19 protein-coding genes are annotated in these 17,918 nt (G+C 72.3%); 15 read left to right on the forward strand and 4 right to left on the reverse strand.

From position 1 onward, the window contains the following. Positions 1–17 precede the first annotated feature (17 nt). The gene (croR, locus tag G4G93_RS12555; RefSeq protein WP_165084667.1) at positions 18–479 is read left to right on the forward strand and encodes a 3-hydroxybutyryl-CoA dehydratase; all 462 of its coding nucleotides are present in this window, start codon (positions 18–20) and stop codon (positions 477–479) included. A gap of 1 nt (position 480) precedes the next feature. Further along, positions 481–1,290: an RNA methyltransferase gene (locus G4G93_RS12560; protein ID WP_165084669.1), complete on the forward strand. Its 810-nt coding sequence runs from the start codon at positions 481–483 to the stop codon at positions 1,288–1,290. Here G4G93_RS12560 and G4G93_RS12565 read toward each other — a convergent pair whose 3' ends face one another. Together G4G93_RS12565 and G4G93_RS12570 are read right to left on the reverse strand one after the other, a co-directional pair. Next, positions 1,291–1,572, reverse strand: coding sequence for a Fic family protein (locus tag G4G93_RS12565; RefSeq protein ID WP_312891947.1), 282 nt, complete (start codon positions 1,570–1,572; stop codon positions 1,291–1,293). Positions 1,573–1,653: 81 nt separating this feature from the next. Beyond that, on the reverse strand, positions 1,654–1,854 hold the full coding sequence (locus G4G93_RS12570) for a hypothetical protein (protein WP_165084673.1): 201 nt from the start codon (positions 1,852–1,854) through the stop codon (positions 1,654–1,656). 192 nt (positions 1,855–2,046) lie between these two features. Here G4G93_RS12570 and crtI point away from each other — a divergent pair, with 192 nt between their 5' ends. The 4 genes from crtI to G4G93_RS12590 all read left to right on the forward strand — a co-directional run bounded on the left by crtI (position 2,047) and on the right by G4G93_RS12590 (position 6,334). Then, on the forward strand, positions 2,047–3,618 hold the full coding sequence (gene crtI / locus G4G93_RS12575; RefSeq protein ID WP_165084675.1) for a phytoene desaturase family protein: 1,572 nt from the start codon (positions 2,047–2,049) through the stop codon (positions 3,616–3,618). Between the two features lie 29 nt (positions 3,619–3,647). After that, on the forward strand, positions 3,648–4,061 hold the full coding sequence (locus G4G93_RS12580; RefSeq protein WP_165084833.1) for a DUF2141 domain-containing protein: 414 nt from the start codon (positions 3,648–3,650) through the stop codon (positions 4,059–4,061). 70 nt (positions 4,062–4,131) lie between these two features. Further along, positions 4,132–5,106 (forward strand): ABC transporter ATP-binding protein, encoded by a 975-nt coding sequence (locus tag G4G93_RS12585; RefSeq protein ID WP_165084677.1) that lies wholly within the window; start codon positions 4,132–4,134, stop codon positions 5,104–5,106. Positions 5,107–5,134: 28 nt separating this feature from the next. Then, on the forward strand, positions 5,135–6,334 hold the full coding sequence (locus G4G93_RS12590; RefSeq protein WP_165084834.1) for an ABC transporter permease: 1,200 nt from the start codon (positions 5,135–5,137) through the stop codon (positions 6,332–6,334). A 34-nt stretch (positions 6,335–6,368) separates the two neighbouring features. Here the strand turns inward: G4G93_RS12590 and G4G93_RS12595 are convergent, their stop codons facing one another. After that, a complete protein-coding gene (locus G4G93_RS12595; protein WP_165084679.1) occupies positions 6,369–6,767 on the reverse strand; it encodes a hypothetical protein in 399 nt (132 codons plus the stop codon). Positions 6,768–7,092: 325 nt separating this feature from the next. On the opposite strand from G4G93_RS12595, the gene G4G93_RS12600 reads away from it, so the two are divergent. Then, entirely contained in the window at positions 7,093–8,367 is a 1,275-nt protein-coding gene (locus G4G93_RS12600; RefSeq protein WP_165084681.1) for an O-antigen ligase, read from the forward strand. 222 nt (positions 8,368–8,589) lie between these two features. Here the strand turns inward: G4G93_RS12600 and G4G93_RS12605 are convergent, their stop codons facing one another. After that, complete coding sequence (locus G4G93_RS12605; RefSeq protein WP_165084683.1) at positions 8,590–8,760, reverse strand: hypothetical protein; 171 nt, start codon at positions 8,758–8,760, stop codon at positions 8,590–8,592. A 297-nt stretch (positions 8,761–9,057) separates the two neighbouring features. Between G4G93_RS12605 and G4G93_RS12610 the strand changes: the two genes are divergently transcribed. From G4G93_RS12610 to G4G93_RS12645, 8 genes are all read left to right on the forward strand, one after another. After that, complete coding sequence (locus G4G93_RS12610) at positions 9,058–9,369, forward strand: polyhydroxyalkanoic acid system family protein (protein ID WP_165084685.1); 312 nt, start codon at positions 9,058–9,060, stop codon at positions 9,367–9,369. Between the two features lie 125 nt (positions 9,370–9,494). Continuing rightward, a complete protein-coding gene (locus tag G4G93_RS12615) occupies positions 9,495–9,791 on the forward strand; it encodes a hypothetical protein (protein ID WP_165084687.1) in 297 nt (98 codons plus the stop codon). A 256-nt stretch (positions 9,792–10,047) separates the two neighbouring features. Further along, entirely contained in the window at positions 10,048–10,137 is a 90-nt protein-coding gene (locus G4G93_RS12620; protein WP_099905332.1) for a K(+)-transporting ATPase subunit F, read from the forward strand. Positions 10,138–10,150: 13 nt separating this feature from the next. Continuing rightward, positions 10,151–11,869: a potassium-transporting ATPase subunit KdpA gene (gene kdpA, locus G4G93_RS12625; protein WP_165084689.1), complete on the forward strand. Its 1,719-nt coding sequence runs from the start codon at positions 10,151–10,153 to the stop codon at positions 11,867–11,869. A gap of 4 nt (positions 11,870–11,873) precedes the next feature. Further along, positions 11,874–12,062 carry a hypothetical protein gene (locus G4G93_RS12630; protein ID WP_165084691.1) on the forward strand — a complete coding sequence of 63 codons (189 nt, stop codon included), beginning with the start codon at positions 11,874–11,876 and terminating at the stop codon, positions 12,060–12,062. 83 nt (positions 12,063–12,145) lie between these two features. After that, on the forward strand, positions 12,146–14,275 hold the full coding sequence (gene kdpB / locus G4G93_RS12635) for a potassium-transporting ATPase subunit KdpB (protein WP_165084693.1): 2,130 nt from the start codon (positions 12,146–12,148) through the stop codon (positions 14,273–14,275). An 11-nt stretch (positions 14,276–14,286) separates the two neighbouring features. After that, positions 14,287–14,895 (forward strand): K(+)-transporting ATPase subunit C, encoded by a 609-nt coding sequence (locus G4G93_RS12640; protein ID WP_165084695.1) that lies wholly within the window; start codon positions 14,287–14,289, stop codon positions 14,893–14,895. Further along, entirely contained in the window at positions 14,892–17,657 is a 2,766-nt protein-coding gene (locus tag G4G93_RS12645) for a sensor histidine kinase KdpD (protein WP_165084697.1), read from the forward strand. Before G4G93_RS12640 ends, G4G93_RS12645 begins: the two co-directional genes overlap by 4 nt. Positions 17,658–17,918 lie beyond the last annotated feature (261 nt).

Consider the following 17,918-nt stretch of genomic DNA (forward strand, 5'->3'; position numbering starts at 1 on the left):
GACCGGGAGCGACGCCGATGATGCCCGAACTGCGCGTGCTGTACTTCGAGGACCTGAGCGTCGGCCTGTCCGAGACGCTGTCGAAGACCATCGCGGCCTCCGACGTGGTCGGCTTCGCGGAGATCACCGGCGACCGCAACCCGATCCACCTCTCCGAGCATTTCGCCGCCCGCACGCCGTTCGGCACCCGCATCGCCCACGGCCTCTACACCGCCGGGCTGATCTCGGCGGTGCTCGGCACCCGCCTGCCCGGCCCGGGCGCGGTCTACATCAGCCAGAGCCTCAACTTCCGCGCGCCCGTCCGCATCGGCGACACGGTCGAGGTCACCGTCGAGGTGGCCGAGCTGGTGCCGGAGCGCCGCCGCGCCCGGCTGAGCTGCACCTGCACCGTCAACGGCGAGACGGTGCTCGACGGCGAGGCCCTGGTGAAGGTGCCGACCAAGGCCGAATCCGATCCCCTGGCCGCCCGCAAGGGATGAGATGACGCCGGTCCCGATCGACGATCCCGACGACCCGCGCCTCGCCGCCTATACGAGCATGCGCGAGCGCGACCTCGTCGGGCGCGAAGGCCGGTTCGTCGCCGAGGGCGAGGTGGTCCTGCGCGTGTTGCTCTCAGGGCGCGCCCGGTTCCGGGTCGAATCGGTGCTCGTCTCGCCCGAGCGCCTGCCCGGGCTGGCCCCGGTTCTCGCCGGCCTCGCCGCGCCGGTCTACCTCGCCGCGAAGGCCGTGATGGGGGCGGTGGCGGGCTTCCCGATCCATCGCGGCGTGCTGGCCATCGGTCTGCGCGGGCCGGACCCCGACCCTGAATCCCTGGTGCCGGCGGGCCCGGCCCTGCTCGTCGGCCTGGTCGGGCTGGCCAACCACGACAATGTCGGCGGGATTTTTCGCAATGCCGCCGCCTTCGGGGCCGACGCGGTGCTGCTCGATGCCGAGACCTGCGACCCGCTCTACCGCAAGGCGATCCGGGTCTCGGCCGGTACGAGCCTGACCGTGCCCTTCGCCCGCCTGCCCACCGGCGACGCGCTCCTCGACCTCTGCACGCGCCAGGGGCTGACGCCCGTCGCCCTCTCGCCCCGCGGCGAGGACATCACGACCCTGCCGCCCCCGCCCCGCGCGCTCCTGCTGCTCGGCACCGAAGGCCCCGGCCTGCCCGAGGCGCTGATGGCCCGCGCCCGCCGGGTCGCGATCCCGATGGCGCCGGGGGTCGATTCGCTCAACGTCGCGGTGGCGGGGGCGGTGGCGTTGCACCGACTCGGCGGGGGGCGGCTGGCGGGAATCGGGAGGCGCTGACTACGCCTCCCACGATCGTAACTGCTCGCCTCCCGAGAGAAGAACGACGTAGCGATCCAGAACCATCTCGAGATCCTGTGGCGCGATCTCGCCGGCGACGGCTGCCGTGATGACCTCACCGAAGGCCGTCCGGTCCGGCAGCCCAAGGTCGTTGCCGTTCGCCCGCAGGAACGTACCCATGGCAAGGAAGGCCGTGCGCGTGTTGCCCTGCGCGAAGGCGTGAGCTTTGGCGATCGCCATCAGCAGCGCTACGGCTACGGTGATACGAAGTCCGGAAGGGATCTTCCGGACTTCGTATCACCGGTCGCAGCCACCTCGTGGGCATTGACGGCGGCGATCGCGTCGGCTGTGAGCCATTGCGGCTCACTCGGCGAGCCCGGCACTGATCTTCGGATAGCGAACGATCAGTTCCCGGTGCACGTCGGCGACGTCGATGCCCTCGGCCGGCGGACGCGTCTCGCGGAGACGGCGCGCACGGTCGGGAGCTTCTGCGGGAACCTCGCGCGTGTCGCCCCGATCGGGCTCGCCCGACGACCCGTCCCGATGCTCGCGGCGCTCCATCACCGTGCCGACCTCTCCTCTCGATTGGGGGGGCCATGCGGCGCCGACAGCCGCCCGTCACCGCACCGCCCCACTCAGGAAGAATTTACCTCCCGCCCCCGCCGCGACAATGCGCAGCCATTGCCGGCTCAAGCCTGCGCACCACAACTAGACCGTATGCACGGGGAACCGTCGGGTTTGGCAGGAGGTGGGGCGTTGTTGCAGCCGCGGGATGGGTACCGCACCCTGTCGGGGCGGCGGGCGATCGTGGTCGGTGCGGGGCCGGGCGGCCTCGCGGTGGCGCTGATGCTCGCCCGCGACGGCGTGCAGGTGACGGTGATCGAGAAGGATGACTGCGTCGGCGGGCGCACCCGCACGGTCACCGCGCCGGGCGGCTACAAGTTCGACATCGGGCCGACCTTCTTCCTCTATCCCCGCATCCTCGCCGACATCTTCGAATCCTGCGGCGAACGGCTGGAGGACCACCTCACCCTCGAGCGGCTCGATCCGCAGTATCACCTCGTCTTCGAGGGCGGCGGCGAGATCCGGGCGACGCCGGACGTGGCGCGGCTCGAGGCCGAGATCGCCCGCATCGCGCCGGACGACGCGAAGAACGTGCGCCGCTTCCTCGACGACAACCGCCGCAAGCTCGCGGCCTTCATCCCGGTGCTGCAGCAGGCCTGCGACTCGATCCGCAGCTTCGTCTCGCCGGCGATGCTGGCGGCGCTGCCGCTCCTGCGCCCGCACGCCACCGTCGACCGCGACCTGAACCGCTACTTCAAGGATCCGCGGGTCCGCCTCGCCTTCTCGTTCCAGACCAAATACCTCGGGATGTCGCCGTTCCGGTGCCCGAGCCTGTTCACCATCCTGAGCTTCCTCGAATACGAGCACGGCGTGTACCACCCGGTGGGCGGCTGCGGCGCGGTCTCGGAGGCGATGGCCGGCCTCGCCCGCCGCCTCGGCGTCGAGATCAAGCTCGGCACCTCCGTCGACCGGGTGCTGTTCGAGGGCAAGCGCGCCGTCGGCGTCGAGGCCGGGGGCGAGCGCATCAGTGCCGACGCGGTCGTCATCAACGGCGACTTCGCCAAGGTCGTGCCCGAGATCGTGCCCGAGGCGCGCCGGCCGCGCTGGCGCGACGCCAAGGTGGAGAAGGCCCGCCTCTCCTGCTCGACCTACATGCTCTATCTCGGCATCGAGGGACCGATGCCGGAGAGCCTCGGCCACCACACGATCCTCCTGTCGGAGGATTACGCCCGCAACATCCGCGAGGTCTCCGACGGGGTGCTGCCGATGCAGCCCTCGATCTACGTCCAGCATGCCGGCTACACCGACGGCGGCATGGCGCCTCCGGGACATACCAGCCTCTACGTGCTGGTGCCGGTGCCGAACCTGCGCGCCGGGATCGACTGGGCGAGCGTCGGGCCGTCCTACCGGGCCCTGGTGCTCAAGCGGCTGGAGAAGCTCGGGCTCACCGACCTCGAATCGCGCATCCGCTACGAGCGCGTGGTCGACCCGACGCAGTGGCGCGACGAGTTCGCGGTGCACGAGGGCGCCACCTTCAACCTCTCGCACGATCTCGGGCAGATGCTGTATTTCCGGCCCCACAACCGCTTCGGGCCGGGGCTCTACCTCGTCGGCGGCGGCACCCATCCGGGCTCCGGCCTGCCGGTGATCTACGAGGGCGCCCGCATCACCGCGCGACTGATGGCCGAGGACCTGGCTCTGCAACCGGCCCCCGCCCGCGGGATGCCGCTCGCGGCGGCGACGAGCCTCGGGGAAGCCTCGTGAGGCGCGCCCTCCCGGCGCTCGCGATCCTCATGACGGTCCTCTCGGCGGCCTCCCTGGCGGCCGTCCCGGCCGCGGCGGCGGACCTCGCGGTCGAGGTCGACGGGGTCGAGCCGGGGGCCGGCCGTGTCTTCGTCGCGCTCTGCACGGGGTCGCTCGCCGAGGAATCCTGCCGCATCGGCCAGAGCGGACCGGCGGCGGCCGCGAGCCTGCGCTTCGGCTTCACCGGCGTGCCGCCGGGCACCTACGCGGTGGCGGCGTTCCAGGATCTCGACGGCGACGGGCGCCTCGGCCGCACGCCGCTCGGCCTGCCGACCGAGCCCTACGGCTTCTCGAACGGCGCCGGCCGCCGCGGCCGGCCGGATTTCGCGGGCGCCGCCATCCGCCTCGCGGAGCCGGGCACCGCCCTGCGGGTGCGGCTCACCCGCGCCCTGCTGGCGCGGTAGCGCGCGCGGCGATGGACGATCCCTCGGTGCGATCCCTCGGAAAGCCGCAAAGCCCTGCTGTCGTGACGGCATGACGCCCGATCCCGCGGCGGAGGTTCGCGACCTCGCCTTCTCGTACCGGAACCAGCCCGTCCTCGGCGGGATCGACCTCGCCCTGGCGCGGGGCGAGACCGTGGCGCTGCTCGGCCCCAACGGCGCCGGCAAGACCTCGCTGATGCGGCTTCTGGCCGGGCGCCTCGTCCCGTCCCGCGGCGGCGTCCGCGTGGCGGGGGGCGATCCGGGACGCGAGCCGGGGATCCGGCGCGCCATCGCCTGGGTGCCGCAGGAGATCGCCCTCTATCCGCGCCTGACCGTGCGGGAGAACCTCGAGGTCTTCGCCCGGCTCCTGGGCCTGTCCCGGGCGGCGCGGGCGCCGGCGGTGGCCCGCGCCCTCGCCCGGGCGGGGCTCGACGAGGTGGCGGGCCGCCTCGTCGGCGTGCTCTCCGGCGGCTACCAGCGCCGGGCCAACATCGCGGCCTCGCTCCTCGGCGAACCGGCCCTGGTGCTCCTCGACGAGCCGACGCAGGGCGTCGACCAGGCGGCGCGAGCGGCGATCCATGCGGTGCTCGAGCGCCTGCCCGAGACCGGGGCCGCCGTGCTGATCGCCACCCACGATTTCGCCGAGGCCGAGCGCCTGGCCGACCGTGTCGTCGTGCTGCAGGGCGGCGGCATCCGCCTCGACGGGCGCCTCGCCGACCTCCTCGCCGGCCTGCGGGCCGGCCCGCCGGAGCACGAGGTGGCGCTCGCCGAGGCCGCCGGCCCGGCGGCGGCCTCGGTCTTGCGCCAGGCCGGCTTCCACCCGGCCTCGCCCCTCACCTGGAGGGCCGGAAGCCCCGTGGCGGGCGGGCGCGACGGCGCGGCGCTCCTCGCGCACTTGCGCCGCCACGGCGTGCCGGTGCGGGAGATCCGCGTGCGCGAGCCGGGCCTCGACCTGCTCTACCGCGACGTGACGGAGGCGCCGCCCCTGCCCGGTCCGGTCCGCGCAGTCCAGGACGTTCCGGCATGAAGGAGATCCCGGCATGCAAGGTCTCGGCATGATCGTCGCGTCGTTCCGGGTGATGTGGCTGACCCTGTGGCGCGACCGGGCCGCCCTGGTGATGGCCTTCGTGCTGCCGACGGTGATCTTCTGCGTCTTCGCGGCGATCTTCTCCGGCGCCGTCGGCGAGCGGATCCGCATCCAGGTCGGGCTCCTCGACCAGGCCCGCACCGCCACCACGGCGCGCCTCGTCGCCGCCCTGGAGGCCGATCCGGCCCTGCGCACCACGCTCCTGCACGGCGATCCGACGGCGGCGGTGCGCCGGGGCGAGGTCGACGTCGCCCTGGTGCTGCGCGGCGACCTCGCGGCCGGGAGCACGACGGCGGACGCGCCGATCCTCGTCGTCGAGAGCCCGGCCCGGGCGCTCGCCACCCCGATCGCGCTCGGCCAGGTGCAGCGGGTGCTCAACGAGGCCCTGCCCGACGTGGTCCTGTCCCGGGTCGTCGCCGATGTCGAGCGCGCCGGCAAGATCGGCCCGGACGAGCGCGCCTTCCTCGACCGTGCCTTCGCCGAGAGCCGCGAGAAGCGCGAGGCCTTCTCCTTCGCCGCCCTGATCGCCCGGACCTCGACGGCGGAAGGACAGGGCGGGAATGCCCGGGTCGCCTACTATGCCGGGGCGATCGCCGCGGTGTTCCTGATGTTCGCCGCCATGCAGGGCGCCCTCTCCCTGGTCGAGGAGCGGCAATCCGGCATCGCCGATCGCCTCGCCGCTGCTCCCGGCGGCCTGCCGGTGGTGGTGGCCGGCAAGTTCCTGTTCCTGGTGCTCCAGGGCACCGCGCAGGGCGCCTTGATCTTCGGGGCGGCGGCGCTCGTCTACGGCGTCTCGATCGGGCCGCATGCCGGGGCCTGGCTCGTCACCGGGGTGCTGGTCGCCGCCATGGCGGCGGGCCTGGGGCTGGCCGCCTGCGCGGCGTCGCGCTCCCGCCAGCAGGCCCACCTCGTCTCGACCTTCGGGGTGCTGCTGCTCTCGGCGGTCGGCGGCAGCATGGTGCCGCGCTTCCTGATGCCGCCCTGGCTGCAGAGCCTCGGCTGGCTCACCCCCAATGCCTGGGCGATCGAGGCCTACCAGGCGGCGCTCGCGGAGGGGGCGGGCGCCGCCTGGCCGGCCTGGGCGGTGCTGGCGGGGCTCGCCGCCGCGGGGCTGGGGCTGGCGGTCGCGCTCACGGCGCGGCCGGCACCCGGGCCGGCGCGGGCGTGAGCGACCACGGCGGACGCTGCGATCGCCTCCGACGTCAGCCCTTCAACCGCTTGTTGCACTCGGAATAGTAGCCGCCGCCCTTCGCGATCCAGTTCATGCCGCCGTTGCCGGCGCCGCCGGCCGCCTTGTTGGCGTTGTACTGGTCGAGGCAGGTATGCTGGCGGGCGCTGCCGGCCGGCTCCTTGGCGTATTTCGGCGAGACGGCGGTGGGGAAGACCGCGCCGGCGGGAGCTTGGCCGGCGGGAGCTTGGGCCGCAGGAGCCTGGGCGGCCGGGGCCGTAGGCTTGGCGGGAATCGCGGGCGGGTTCGGCGGCGCCTGGTTGGGCCGCGCGGCGCCGGGGCCGAACGGGTTCGGGGCAGGAGCGGTCGTTTGGGCGAGGGCCGGGACGGCGAGCGCGCCGACGAGCAGCAGGGAGGCGAGGGAGAGACGCATCGTCAGATGTCCGAACTCGGGGCGGCGACAGCTTAGCAGCCCCGCCGCGCCAGGGCGACCTGTGATCCCATTTCCGAAGACGACTTCCGGAAATGGGATCACCAGCCCGCGCGGCGCTTGAGCGAAGCCGAAATCCGCATTGCGAAGCAATCAGTCGGATTTCGTATGACGCAAAGGGATCCGGTGCCGCGCGAGCCGGCACCTACGCCTTGCGGAGGAGGCTTCTCCCTTTTGCGGCGCTCCGCCCCGGGCGGGGGGCGGGTAAGCAGGACGCCAGCGGAGGACGGGCCGGGCGTCCGGCCTCGATCCGGGAGTGTGCCGACCGATGCTGATCGCCGCCAGCGCCCTGCTGATCCTCGTCGCCTGGTTCGCCGGGCCGCGGCGCTTCGTCGAGTTGGTGCTGCTGACGCGCGCCTCCCTCGATCCGGTCTTCACCCTGACGAAGTTCGGCGGCCTCGACGAGATGGGCGTCGGCGCCTCGGTCAACGTCGCCGTGCTGGTGGTGGCGGTCGCCTGCGTGGCGACCCGGCCGCGGGTGAGCCCGGTGCCGGCCTTCGTCCTGTGGCTGCCGCTCCTCCTGGTCTGCCTCGCCTCGACCCAGGTGGCGCCCGATCCCGGCTCGGCGATCCGGCTGCTGATGCTGCTGGCGACCCATGCCGCCTTCTGCCTGCTCGCCGTCTACATGGTGCGCGACTTCGCCGACCTGCGCCATTTCCTGCTGCTCATCGTCGTCGGTTCGATCGCCCCGACGCTCTATGCCGGCCTGCAGCTCGCCATGGGCTGGGCGGCGTTCGACGACGACAGCATCCGGGTCTACAGCAGCTTCCCGCACCCCAACATCTACGCCTTCTACCTGATGACGATCCTGGCGGTCGTCCTGACCCTGCTGGCCGGCCCGCGTTTCGCCTTGAGCCCGCGGCTGCGCAGAATGCTGGTGCTCTACGTGCCGGTCCTGCTCGGGCTGCTCCTGCTCACCAAGACCCGCAGCGCCTGGGCCGGCGCCGCCCTGATCCTCCTGACCTACGGGCTCCTCTTCGACCGGCGCACCCTGCTCTACTTCCTGGGCCTGCCGGTGGCCTTGCTGACGGTGCCGGAACTCGCCGAGCGCTTCGCCGACCTGCAGCAGGGCAACACCGCCGATGCCTACGAGAAGCTGAATTCCTACGCCTTCCGGGTGCTGCTCTGGCAGGGCGCCATGACGTGGGTCTGGGAGCGCCCGATCTTCGGCTACGGCCTGTCGAGCTTCGGCCACTACGTCACGCAGTTCTTCCCGCTGCCGCTCGAGAACGACACCATCGACTCGCATAGCGTCTACGTGCAGTTCCTGTTCGAGACCGGGGTGATCGGCCTTGTCGCCTATCTCTGGCTCTACGCGCGGATCATCGCCGCGACCGCTAGGCTGATCCTGCGTGGCGAGCGCTGGGCCTGGATGCTGCTCGCGATGATCGCCGGCTATCTGTCGATGGCCTATTCGGACAACATGCTCTACTATCTGGTGCCGACCTGGTACATGTGGTTCGTCCTCGGCGGCGCCTGCACGGTGCTGCGCCAGCGCCCGGCGGTCCGCCGCCGGGCGGCCATCCTGCCGCTGCCGGCCTGATCCGCGTTCCGGAGGTCGTATCAGCAGCCCGCGACGACGGAGATTCGCTCCGCACGCTCGAGCGACGCCGCAACCCGCGCCTCAGCGCAGGTGGAAGGCGATCCACAGCACCGCACCCGCGACGAGGCCGGCGACGAGCCAGCGCACCAGGCGCAGGACGAGGGACCTGAGGACCGGGGATGCCGGCCCCTCCGTCATCGGCCCGCTCTCACTTGCCCGCCCTCACCCGGCCGAGCGCCGGACGGCCGCGCCCGCGATGATGGTGGCGAGGGCGGCGGCGCCCAGGCCGTCCTGCAATGCCCGCACCGGCTCGTCCGGCATGGCCAGCCACCACAGGGCGGCCGTGGCCGCGATGCACACGGCGACGGCGCCGAGGATTCCCCGCTCGATCACGTTGAAGACCGGCCTCCGCTGGCGGGGCGTCTCGTCCGAGAGGCCCCGTGACGCCCCCTCTACGCCAAGCCGGCCGGCTTGGACAGCGCCGCGCTGCCACGGTCGAGGCGCCCCGCGCCGATCCCAGACGCCGCCCCTTGGCGCCGGCCCCTTGGCGCCGCCCCTGGGCTCCTGCGCACCCGCCGCCGATTGAATTCCCGAGCGTCATGGTGGATTTCAACCACAGATGCCTCGGCGCGGCCGGAGCATCCTGCCCGGAGCCGGCCCGCGGGGGTGCGGCGGGCCGCGGAGACGGTGATGGCGAAACCCCTGGTCATCGAGATTCCTCACCAGCTCGGCCGGGCCGAGGCGCGCCGGCGCATCGAGTCCCGCCTCGGCCAGGGCCGGGACCTGGTCCAGAAGGCCGGCCTGACGATGCAGGACCCGGTCTGGGACGGCGACACCCTCGCCTTCGTGGTCGGCGCCATGGGCCAGACGGTCAGCGGCACCATCGCGGTCGAGGACGCGGCCGCCCGCGTCGAGGTCCGGCTGCCGCTGCTGCTCGGGATGTTCTCGGCCAAGGTGCGGCAGGTGATCGCCGAGAAGGGCGGCGAGCTGCTGGCGGCCTGACCGGTCCGGCCGGCCTCCAAGCGCCGTTCGCCCTTATGGAATCTTGATATCGCGGCCCGGCGAACCGCATCGTTTCCCCCGCCTCCGATCGCGAGAAACCCGGTGGGTCCATCGGGAGTGGTGCGATGAGGGATGGGGTTCACGACGGGCTGCGCGGCGCAGGCGACGGGACTCGGCCGGCCCTGGCCCACGCCCTGGCGCATGTGCGCGCCGCCTGCCGGCGCTGCGGCTTCCCCGTCCACGGCTTCCTGAACGGGAGCACCTGCGTGCTGCAGGTCGACGGCCGGGCGTTGCGGGATGCGTGCTGCGAGGAGGCCTGCCGCCGGAATTCCGGCCCCGCCGCCGGCCCCGCCGCCGGCCTCGCCTGCGCCGGCCTGCAGGAGGCGGTCCGCACCGCCCGCCAGACCCGACGGACACCCTGACGGCGGCCCCGGATCCCGCCCGTCTTTATGCCGCCTTTATGGCGCGGGGGGCCGTCCCCTCTCGAATCCCTACGCCGTCGGGAGGATGTCCTGGTGTCGGGACCGCGACGCGGTCCGATCCGATGCGGCGCCCCTCCGGCGCCGCCCGACGGGGATACCCCATGTTCGATGTCCTGATGCTGGCGGCCGGCCTGGGCTTCTTCGCCCTGGCGCTCGGCTACGTCGCCTTATGCGAACGCCTGTGAGGAGGCCCGCGATGACCCTCGATTACGGGCTCGGCGGCCTCATGACCCTCGGGCTGCTCGCCTATCTCGCCTACGCCCTCGTGCGGCCCGAGCGGTTTTAAGGGAGCCGCCGCCATGACACTCGCCGGCTGGATCCAGATCGCGCTGTTCTGCGCGATCGTTCTCGCCCTGGTGAAGCCGCTCGGTCTCTACATGACCCGGGTCTTCACCGGCGCCTCCACCCCCCTCTCCCCCGTGCTGCGCCCGATCGAGCGCGGCCTCTACCGCCTCGCCGGCATCGACGAGCGCCACGAGCAGCACTGGCTGACTTACGCGGGCGCCATGCTGGTCTTCCACGCCGCCGGCTTCGTGCTGCTCTACGGGATCCTGCGGCTGCAAGCGCTCCTGCCGCTCAACCCCGCCGACCAGTCCGCGGTGGCGCCGGACCTCGCCTTCAACACCGCAGTCAGCTTCGTCACCAACACCAACTGGCAGAATTACGGTGGCGAGAGCACCCTCTCCTACCTGTCGCAGATGCTGGGGCTGACGCACCAGAACTTCCTCTCGGCGGCGACCGGCATCGCCCTCGCCGTGGCGCTGATCCGCGGCTTTGCCCGCGCCTCGTCCCGCACGGTGGGCTCGTTCTGGGTCGATCTGACCCGCTGCACCCTCTACGTGCTGCTGCCGCTCTGCATCGTCTACACCCTGTTCCTGGTCTGGCAGGGCATCCCGCAGACCCTCGCGCCCTATGCCGAGGCGACGACCCTCGAAGGCGGACACCAGACCATCGCGCTCGGGCCCGTGGCGAGCCAGGTGGCGATCAAGATGCTCGGCACCAATGGCGGCGGCTTCTTCAACGCCAACGCCGCCCACCCGTTCGAGAACCCGACCGCGTGGTCGAACCTCATTCAGATGGTGTCGATCTTCGCGCTGGGCGCCGCGCTCACCAACGTGTTCGGCCGCATGGTCGGGGACGAGCGCCAGGGCTGGGCGATCCTCGCCGCGATGGGCGTGCTGTTCCTGGCGGGCGTCGCCGTCACCTACGGGGCCGAAGGCGCCGGCAGCCCCCTGCTCAATGCGCTGGGGCTCCAGGGCGGCAACCTCGAAGGCAAGGAGCTGCGCTTCGGCATCCCCGGCTCGGCGCTCTTCGCGGTGGTGACCACCGCCGCCTCCTGCGGCGCGGTCAACGCCATGCACGACGCCTTCACGGCGCTCGGCGGCATGATCCCCCTCATCAACATGCAGCTCGGCGAGATCATCGTCGGCGGCGTCGGTGCCGGCCTCTACGGGATGCTGGTCTTCGTCGTGGTGGCGATCTTCGTCGCCGGGCTGATGGTCGGGCGCACGCCCGAATATCTCGGCAAGAAGATCGAGGCCCGGGAGGTCAAGATGGCGATGCTCGCGATCCTCTGCCTGCCGCTGATGATGCTCGGCTTCACCGCGCTCGCCACCGTGCTGCCGGCGGGTCTCGCGGGACCGGCCAATGCGGGGCCGCACGGCTTCTCGGAGATCCTCTACGCCTTCACCTCGGCGGCGGCGAACAACGGCTCGGCCTTCGCGGGCCTCTCGGGCAACACCCCGTTCTACAACCTGACCCTCGGGGCCGGCATGCTGGTCGGGCGGTTCTTCGTCATCATCCCGGCTCTCGCCATCGCCGGCTCGCTCGCGGCCAAGAAGACGGTGCCGGCCTCCGTCGGGACCTTCCCGACCGATGGCGGCCTGTTCGTCGGCCTGCTGGTCGGGGTGATCCTGATCGTCGGCGGCCTGACCTTCTTCCCGTCGCTGGCGCTCGGACCCATCGTCGAGCACTTGGCGGGCGCCGCCGGCCAGACCTTCGCGGCGGCGGGAGGCTAGGGCCATGAGCACCACCCACGCCGACCGCCTGCGCAGTGGTCTGTCCCGGCACCGGCCTCGCCCCGCCCCGCTCGCCGACCGCTCCGCTCTCCGACCTTGCGACATCGTCCTGGCGCTCACCGGCCTCGCCCTGCTGGGCTCCGGCGCGATCTGGGCGGCAATCATGCTCGGCAGCGCGGCGCTCGCGCCCTGACGGCGCCCACACCCCACACGTCCCGACGATTCCGGTGGCGCCCGAGCGCCGCCGCCCCCCGGCCCATCCGGATCCCGACGATCATGGCCCACTCGCAAAAATCCTCCCTCCCGAAATCCTCCCTGCTGAGTGCCGGCCTGGTCGGGCCCGCGCTCCTCGGTGCGGTCACCAAGCTCGACCCGCGCCAGATGGTGAAGAACCCCGTGATGTTCGTGGTCGAGGTCGTGGCGGCCTTCACCACCCTGCTGTTCCTCCGCGACCTCGTCACCGGCGGCCAGGATCTGGCCTTCACTGGCCAGATCATCCTCTGGCTGTGGTTCACCGTGCTGTTCGCCAATTTCGCCGAGGCGGTGGCGGAAGGGCGCGGCAAGGCGCAGGCCGATTCCCTGCGCCGCACCCGCACCGAGACGACCGCGAAGCTGCTGGGCGGCGCCACCGCGGCACCCGGCGGCCCGCGGACTCCTTACGAGACCGTACCGGGCGCCGGGCTCAAGGTCGGCGACGTGGTGCTGGTCGAGGCCGGCGACGTGATCCCGTCGGACGGCGAGGTGATCGAGGGCATCGCCTCGGTCAACGAGGCGGCGATCACCGGCGAATCCGCCCCCGTCATCCGCGAATCCGGCGGCGACCGCTCGGCGGTGACCGGCGGCACGCAGGTCCTCTCCGACTGGATCCGGGTGCGGATCACGGCCGCCGCCGGCTCGACCTTCATCGACCGGATGATCGCGCTGGTCGAGGGCGCGGCCCGGCAGAAGACCCCCAACGAGATCGCCCTCAACATCCTGCTCGCCGGCCTCACCATCGTGTTCGTGTTCGCGGTCGGATCGATCCCGAGCTTCGCCGCTTACGCCGGCGGCGCGATCCCGCTCACGGTGCTGGTGGCGCTCTTCGTCACCCTGATCCCGACCACGATCGGGGCGCTGCTCTCGGCGATCGGCATCGCCGGCATGGACCGGCTGGTGCGCTTCAACGTGCTCGCCATGTCGGGCCGCGCCGTCGAGGCGGCGGGCGACGTCGACACGCTGCTCCTCGACAAGACCGGCACCATCACGCTCGGCAACCGCCAGGCGACCGCGTTTCGCCCGGTGCGCGGCGTCACCCCCGGGACGCTGGCGGATGCGGCCCAGCTCGCTTCCCTCGCCGACGAGACCCCGGAGGGCCGCTCGATCGTGGTGCTGGCCAAGGAGGCGCACGGCCTGCGCGCCCGCGACATGGGAAGCCTCAACGCCACCTTCGTGCCGTTCACCGCGCAGTCGCGGATGTCGGGCATCGACCTCGACGGCTCCTCGATCCGCAAAGGGGCGGTCGAGGCGGTGATCGCGAGCCTCGACGCCGCCCCGGCGCTCGTCGGCGCGGGCGCCGCGGCCCGGGTGCTGCAGCCCCGCCTCGATCCGGCGGCGGCCCAGGAGGTCCGGGCCATCGCCGAGGAGATCGCCAAGGCCGGCGGCACGCCGCTCGCGGTCGCCCGCGACGGCAAGCTCCTCGGCGTCGTCCACCTCAAGGACATCGTCAAGGGCGGCATCGCCGAGCGCTTCGCGGAACTCCGCCGGATGGGCATCCGCACGGTGATGATCACCGGCGACAACCCGATGACCGCCGCGGCCATCGCCGCGGAGGCCGGGGTCGACGACTTCCTCGCCCAGGCCACGCCCGAGGACAAGCTGGCCCTGATCCGGCGTGAGCAGGCGCAGGGCAAGCTGGTGGCGATGTGCGGCGACGGCACCAACGACGCCCCGGCCCTCGCCCAGGCCGATGTCGGCGTGGCGATGAACACCGGCACGGTGGCGGCCCGCGAGGCCGGCAACATGGTCGACCTCGATTCCGACCCGACCAAGCTCATCGAGATCGTCGAGATTGGCAAGCAGCTGCTGATGACCCGCGGCGCGCTCACCACCTTCTCGATCGCCAACGACGTGGCGAAGTACTTCGCCATCATCCCGGCGATGTTCGTCGGGCTCTATCCGCCGCTCCAGGCCCTCAACGTGATGGGGCTGGCCTCGCCCCAGAGCGCGATCCTGTCGGCGATCATCTTCAACGCGCTGATCATCGTGGCGCTGATCCCGCTCGCTCTGCGCGGCGTCGGCTACCGCGCCGTCGGCGCCGCCGCGTTGCTGCGGCGCAATCTCCTGATCTATGGTCTCGGCGGGATCCTGGTGCCGTTCGCCGGCATCAAGCTGATCGATCTCGCCGTGAGCGCCCTCCATCTGGCTTGAGAGAGACCGCCATGCTCCGGCACCTCCGCCCCGCCCTCGTGCTCCTCACCGGCCTGACCCTCGTCACCGGCCTCGCCTATCCGCTGGCCATGACGGGGATCGCCGAACGCCTCTTCCCGGTCCAGGCGCAAGGCAGCCTGGTCCGCAGCGCCGACGGCACCCTGGTCGGCTCCGCCCTGATCGGCCAGAACTTCACCAGCCCGCGCTACTTCCACGGCCGCCCCTCGGCGACCGTGGCGCCCGATCCGGCCGATTCCTCGAAGACCGTGGCGGCGCCCTACAACGCCGCCAATTCCGGCGGCGCCAATCTCGGGCCCACCAACCCGGCGCTCATCGACCGGGTGAAGGCCGACCTCGCCGCGCTCAAGGCCGAGAACCCCTCCGACCCGATGCCGCAGGACCTCGTCACCACCTCGGGGTCGGGCCTCGACCCCGACGTCTCGCCCGAGGCCGCCCTGTTCCAGGTGCCGCGGGTGGCGCGTGCCCGCGGCCTGTCCGAGGATTCGCTGCGCGCCCTCGTGGCCGGGCAGATCCGGGAGCCGAGCCTCGGCTTCCTCGGCGAGCGGCGCGTCAACGTGCTCGCCCTCAACCGCGCCCTCGACGCGCAAGCGGCACGATGAGGGACGGGATGAGGGAGGAGGTGCGTCCCTCGCCCGACGCCCTCCTGGCGCAGGCGCGCCGGGAGGCGCCCGGGCGCGGGCGCCTGAAGATCTTCCTCGGGGCGGCGCCGGGGGTCGGCAAGACCTACGAGATGCTGACGAGCGCCCATGCCCGCCGGCGCGAGGGCGTCGACGTGGTGGTGGGCGTGGTCGAGACCCACGGCAGGCCCGAGACCGAGGCCCTGGTCGCCGGGCTCGAGGTGCTGCCACGCTGCCTCGTCCCCTATGGCGGCGGCACGTTCGACGAGATGGACCTCGACGGGCTTCTCGCCCGGAAACCCCGTCTGGCCCTCGTCGACGAACTCGCCCACACCAACGCCCCGGGCTCGCGCCACCCCAAGCGCTACCTCGACGTCGAGGAGCTGCTCCAGGCCGGCATCGACGTCCACACCACCCTCAATATCCAGCACGTCGAGAGCCTGAACGACGTGGTGGCGCAGATCACCCGGATCCGGGTGCGCGAGACGGTGCCGGATTCGATCCTCGACCGGGCCGACGACATCGAGGTCATCGACCTCTCCCCCGGCGACCTGATCCAGCGCCTGCGCGAGGGCAAGGTCTACCTGCCGCGCCAGGCCGAGCGGGCGCTCGAGCACTACTTCTCCCCCGGCAACCTGACGGCGCTCCGCGAGCTGGCGCTGCGGCGCACCGCCCAGCAGGTCGACGACCAGCTCGTCACCCATATGCGGGCCCACGCGATTCCCGGACCCTGGGCGGCGGGGGAGCGGGTCCTGGTCTGCGTCAGCGAGGATCCGCGCTCGGCCGGCCTCGTGCGCTACGCCAAGCGCCTCGCCGACCGGCTGCGGGCGCCGTTCACCGCGCTCACCATCGAGGGCCGGCGCAGCGTCGGCTTGAGCGACACCGAGCGCGACCGCATCGCCGACACCCTGCGGCTCGCCGAGCGGCTGGGCGCCGAGACCGCGACCCTGCCGAGCCAGGGTCGCATCGCCGACGACGTGGTGGGCTTTGCCCGCGAGCACAACGTCACCCACGTGGTGATCGGCAAGTCGACCCGCTCGCGCTGGTTCGAGCTCGTCAACGGTTCGGTGGTGCACGACCTCCTGCGCCGCTCCGGCCCAATCAGCGTCCATGTCGTGGCGGGCGAGGAGATCGCAGGCGCGCCCGCCCCCCACAGGGGCGTGCGCACCGCGGCCCCGCCGCGGCCGAGCGCCCTGCCCTACGCCGCCGCGCTCGCGGCGGTCGCGGGCGCCTTGGGGCTGGGCCTCGTGCTGCAATCCTCGCTCGGGCACGAGAGCACCGACCTCGTCTTCCTCACCGCCGTGGTGGCGGTGGCGGTGCGCTTCGGGCTGTATCCGTCGCTCGCCGCGGTGCTGGCTTCGTCGCTCGCCTACAACTTCTTCTTCCTGCCGCCGCTCTACACCTTCACCATCGCCGACCCGACCAACGTCGTCGCCCTGTTCTTCTTCACTCTGGTGGCGGTGGTGGTCTCGAACCTGGCGGCACGGGTGCGCGCCGAGGCGACGATCTCGCGCACGCGCAGCAAGGCGACCGAGGCGCTCTACGGCTTCTCGCGCAAGCTCGCCGGCTGCGGCACCCTCGACGACGTGCTCTGGGCCACCGCCTACCAGATCGCCCTGATGCTGCGCCTGCGGGTGGTGCTGCTCCTGCCGGAGAACGGGCCCGCGCCGCGTAGCGGCGGCGTCACGGTGATGGCCGGCTACCCGCCGGAGGATTTCCTCGACGAGGCCGACCTCGCGGCGGCGAAATGGACCTTCGACCACGGCCGCCCGGCGGGCCGCGGCGCCGACACCCTGCCGGGGGCCAAGCGCCTGTTCCTGCCCTTGCGCACCGGCCGCGGCATGGTCGGGGTGGTGGGGCTCGACGGCGACAAGCCGGGGCCGCTCCTCACCCCCGACCAGCGCCGGCTCCTCGACGCTCTGGCCGACCAGGGGGCGCTCGCCATCGAGCGGGTCCACCTCGTCGAGGATCTCGACCGCGCCCGGCGCTCGGCCGAGACCGACCGCCTGCGCCAGGCCCTGCTGTCGTCGCTCTCGCACGACCTCAAGACCCCGCTCGCCGCGGTGCTCGGCTCGGCCACCACCTTGCGCGACCTCAGGGACGCCCTCGACCGGGAGGCGCAGGGCGAGCTGCTGGCGACCATCGTCGACGAGGCCGAGCGGCTGAACCGCTTCATCGCCAACCTGCTCGACATGACGAAGCTCGAATCCGGCGCGGTGGCGCCGAACCTCGCCCCCCACGACCTCGGCGAGATCGTCGGCACGGCGCTCGAGCGGGCCGCCAAGATCCTGTCGCGTCACCGCGTCGAACTGGCGCTCGGCGCCGGCCTGCCGACCCTGAACCTCGACGCGGTGCTGATGGAGCAGGTGCTGTTCAACCTCCTCGACAACGCCGCCAAATACGCCCCCGAGGGCAGCCTGGTGCGGATCGAGGGCTGGCAGGAAGCCCGGCAGGAATCCAGGCACGAGGGCGACGCGGTGTGCTTGCGGATCCTCGACGAGGGCGAGGGCCTCCCGGAGGGCGACGAGGAGCGGATCTTCGACACCTTCTACCGGGTGCGCAAGAGCGACCGGGTCCGGGCCGGGACCGGCCTCGGCCTCGCCATCTCCCGCGGCTTCGTCGAGGCGATGGGCGGGCGGATCACCGCCCGCAACCGGGGCGACCGGCACGATCCCGCTTGTCCGGGCGCCGCCTTCACCCTGACCTTCCCGGTGCCCCGCGCCGCCCTGGAGGACGCCGTATGACACCGAAGGTCGTTGAAAACGACCTTCGGTGTCATACGAAATCCGACGGATTGCTCGGCGATTGCTGCGCCATCGCGGTCGCGATGCGGATTTCGGTTTCGCTCGGACGCCGCGCGGGCCGGTGATCCCGTTTCCGGAAGTCATCGTCCGGGAATGGCATTACGCTCCGGAATGCGTCGCGACGGCACCCCACCCCCGCGCCCGGCGCTTGCCGGTCCGGCACGGCCCTCGCATCCTGGCGCGCGATTCCCCGACATGGTG

The organism is Methylobacterium sp. DB0501 (assembly GCF_011043735.1).
In the GTDB taxonomy this organism is placed as follows: Bacteria; Pseudomonadota; Alphaproteobacteria; order Rhizobiales; family Beijerinckiaceae; genus Methylobacterium; species Methylobacterium alsaeris.

Excerpts from the sequence above, each read along its gene's own strand:
- croR (WP_165084667.1), top strand. The coding sequence starts at position 18 with ATGATGCCCGAACTGCGCGTGCTGTACTTCGAGGACCTGAGCGTCGGC.
- G4G93_RS12560 (WP_165084669.1), top strand. The coding sequence starts at position 481 with ATGACGCCGGTCCCGATCGACGATCCCGACGACCCGCGCCTCGCCGCC.
- G4G93_RS12580 (WP_165084833.1), top strand. The coding sequence starts at position 3,648 with ATGACGGTCCTCTCGGCGGCCTCCCTGGCGGCCGTCCCGGCCGCGGCG.
- G4G93_RS12585 (WP_165084677.1), top strand. The coding sequence starts at position 4,132 with ATGACGCCCGATCCCGCGGCGGAGGTTCGCGACCTCGCCTTCTCGTAC.
- G4G93_RS12590 (WP_165084834.1), top strand. The coding sequence starts at position 5,135 with ATGATCGTCGCGTCGTTCCGGGTGATGTGGCTGACCCTGTGGCGCGAC.
- G4G93_RS12595 (WP_165084679.1), bottom strand. The coding sequence starts at position 6,767 with ATGCGTCTCTCCCTCGCCTCCCTGCTGCTCGTCGGCGCGCTCGCCGTC.
- G4G93_RS12600 (WP_165084681.1), top strand. The coding sequence starts at position 7,093 with ATGCTGATCGCCGCCAGCGCCCTGCTGATCCTCGTCGCCTGGTTCGCC.
- G4G93_RS12610 (WP_165084685.1), top strand. The coding sequence starts at position 9,058 with ATGGCGAAACCCCTGGTCATCGAGATTCCTCACCAGCTCGGCCGGGCC.
- G4G93_RS12615 (WP_165084687.1), top strand. The coding sequence starts at position 9,495 with ATGAGGGATGGGGTTCACGACGGGCTGCGCGGCGCAGGCGACGGGACT.
- G4G93_RS12620 (WP_099905332.1), top strand. The coding sequence starts at position 10,048 with ATGACCCTCGATTACGGGCTCGGCGGCCTCATGACCCTCGGGCTGCTC.
- kdpA (WP_165084689.1), top strand. The coding sequence starts at position 10,151 with ATGACACTCGCCGGCTGGATCCAGATCGCGCTGTTCTGCGCGATCGTT.
- G4G93_RS12630 (WP_165084691.1), top strand. The coding sequence starts at position 11,874 with ATGAGCACCACCCACGCCGACCGCCTGCGCAGTGGTCTGTCCCGGCAC.
- kdpB (WP_165084693.1), top strand. The coding sequence starts at position 12,146 with ATGGCCCACTCGCAAAAATCCTCCCTCCCGAAATCCTCCCTGCTGAGT.
- G4G93_RS12640 (WP_165084695.1), top strand. The coding sequence starts at position 14,287 with ATGCTCCGGCACCTCCGCCCCGCCCTCGTGCTCCTCACCGGCCTGACC.
- G4G93_RS12645 (WP_165084697.1), top strand. The coding sequence starts at position 14,892 with ATGAGGGACGGGATGAGGGAGGAGGTGCGTCCCTCGCCCGACGCCCTC.